General features: G+C 61.0%; 4 protein-coding genes. 1 reads left to right on the forward strand and 3 read right to left on the reverse strand.

Annotation, left to right across the window (positions count from 1 at the left end):
• A partial coding sequence (locus M4D77_RS23695) for a Mu transposase domain-containing protein (protein WP_396266620.1) occupies positions 1-283 on the forward strand: 283 nt, incomplete at its 5' end.
• 21 nt (positions 284-304) lie between these two features.
• Here the strand turns inward: M4D77_RS23695 and M4D77_RS23700 are convergent.
• From M4D77_RS23700 to M4D77_RS23710, 3 genes are all read right to left on the reverse strand, one after another.
• Entirely contained in the window at positions 305-631 is a 327-nt protein-coding gene (locus tag M4D77_RS23700; protein WP_020173285.1) for a hypothetical protein, read from the reverse strand.
• Positions 632-961: 330 nt separating this feature from the next.
• Positions 962-1,798, reverse strand: coding sequence for a TIGR02391 family protein (locus M4D77_RS23705; RefSeq protein WP_010844954.1), 837 nt, complete (start codon positions 1,796-1,798; stop codon positions 962-964).
• 118 nt (positions 1,799-1,916) lie between these two features.
• Positions 1,917-2,333, reverse strand: a 417-nt coding sequence (locus M4D77_RS23710) for a hypothetical protein (RefSeq protein WP_259937718.1), incomplete at its 5' end; no start/stop codon positions are given.

A 2,333-nucleotide genomic window follows, 5' to 3' on the forward strand; every position in this document is an offset into this window, starting at 1 on the left:
TATTCGCCGCTTGACCGGAGTTCGGGAAGCCAGCACCCCGCTGCCGCCTGCGCCACCGTCAGGGCCGCAGAGCGTGCAGCGCCGGGTTCCCAAGAGCGGTCAGATCATGGTGGCCGGCCAACGCCTCCGAGTCAGTCCGACCTACGCCGGCACCATCGTCACCATCATCGTCGACGATCACCACCTACGAGTGCTCGACGGCGCCAGAGAACTGTCACTGCACGCACGAACCACCACCAAGACCATTCGCAACTTCAACGCCCACCGGCCCCACCGCCGGTAAGCATCTCCCGAGAACACGACGTCACGCATCTCCTGAGACCGCACACGTCAGCTCATTCAAGCTCACGATGGCCGCGGTCGATCGAGTCTCCTCGTACTCTGCATACGCTCGCTCGATCTTCGAACGTGCTATACAGAAATCCATGGCCGCAGACGCCATCGCTCCTGCGAGCTGCTCCACAGCAGGCGCTCCGTTGGCATCATGTGCGAGAAAGTGCGTCCGCACGATAGTCGATGTTTCCGGAACTGTGACGGCGTCCTCGAACGCCGGCAGGAAGCTGATCAGCGAGCTGCTCGTGCCCCGAGCTAGCTCGAGGAACTGTTCGACGACCGCCGATTCGTCAATCATCACTCACCCTTGATCGCGCAGCACGTCCTCCCGCGACCGGGGAGGCACGTAGGCAGGATATCGGCGCGATAGGACATTCTGGCGGCGCCACTCGCTGGGCGCGCTGATCTGCCGCCCTCCCGGAGGTCGGCAGCCGCATGAGCAGATTGGTGACGTTCGCAGCGAGGGGGTGGGCACCCAGAAAGCCGGTCGTGATGAAACGGATGAGAGGACTCGTCATAGCGGATCTAGAGCGGGCCGTTGGTTCTGGTGTGGTCCGGACCTGAGACCGTGAGCAGCGACCCGAGCAATCGTTCCTCGGCGCGGATAGCCGCAAGCCAAGCTTTCGGCTCAGTGGGGTGCGGTCAATCTCCTCATTGAGTCGAGCCGACGATGTACGTAGGAGGAGAGCGAGAACGCGTCGTAGAAATCGTTCAGAACCTCATCATTGAAGATTCGGCTGGAGTGCGCGCGCGGGTTTCGGAAGTGCCCGTGGATCCCAACGAGCAGGCTTTTAAAGCCGCGGTGCTCGCTGATGTCGGAGTCTGATTCATGGGCGTTGATGGACCAGGCGGGATGCTCGCGATTGGTTCCGAGGACGCCGTCGTAAAGAGCTGCGCCATCACCCGCCAACCCCGTGATGCCGCGGACTCTTGCTGGGATGCTCTTCGACGCTTCCGACATTGCATGAAACAGAGAACGCCCGATGAGTTCCTCGTCGCAGTAGCGGAATAACTCGCTGTGACACCCTCGGCGCCTCAGCTCAGTTTGAAGTCGTCCGGCCAGGGCGGCACCCTCGGAGATGCTGGATGCCTTCGCTCCGGATGCGAGCTTGCCCGCTTCGTTAACTGCGTAGCCGTAGTACACGAGGAACTGGTTGAGCTGGTCGCGCAGCTCGTCGAAACGAGCTGGCTGAGCGGCATACCGGCTAGGATTCATGGCCTTTGCGATGAATCCGCCCATGACGTTGCCGGCTTGCTGTCGAACCTGGACGTTGTAGAGAGTGACGTACAGGCTGTCGCGCTTGTTGCCGCCCGGCTCACGCTGCCTGACTCCCACCATCTGGAGCAAGGAGTCGATCTCGGAACCGGTGAGTCCCGGATGATCTGTCTGCGAAAGCACGTCGCACACGCCCTTGACGAAATCCGGGGTGAAGGGAGCAATCTTCGGGGGCGTTTGTTTGGGCATAGTGGTCGACATCGAGTGGCTCTGCTCTTAGAGGCGACTGACCAAGGTCTGGCGCCTTGCGATTAGGTGTTATGACGTTCTTATCATTTCGGACGTGGGTCGGACTCGGAGACTTGGCCTACTCGTCCTCCATCACAGGCTCGGGTTGCTGACCGTGCCGTCGACGCCACAAGTCGCCCATGTCGTCGGCGAACTGGAGATCGACCCGTACGTCGGCTGCTCCGGGAGCGCTGTACATCACCTCAGCTGACTGATCACGCGCGATCACGTCAGGGTATTTGTCGACCATCTGCTTCTGCGCGTTCTGAAAAAGCGAGGAGAGGCCAGGCGCACTCATAAGGTGATCCGAGAACATCCCACCGTAGGAACCGAGGTTCACCGGAACACCGAACATCCCCGGCGGGTATATCGAGTTGGCGCGAGAGCCGATGGCATCAAGCGTTCCGCTCATCCCACCCGCCAAACCCTCACGGAAGAGTGAGGTTCCCCCCGAACCGTAGAGGCATCGATAATGAGGAGCACGATGCCAGAGAAG

The organism is Gordonia sp. p3-SID1431, from assembly GCF_025143765.1.
Lineage (GTDB): Bacteria > Actinomycetota > Actinomycetes > Mycobacteriales > Mycobacteriaceae > Gordonia > Gordonia hongkongensis.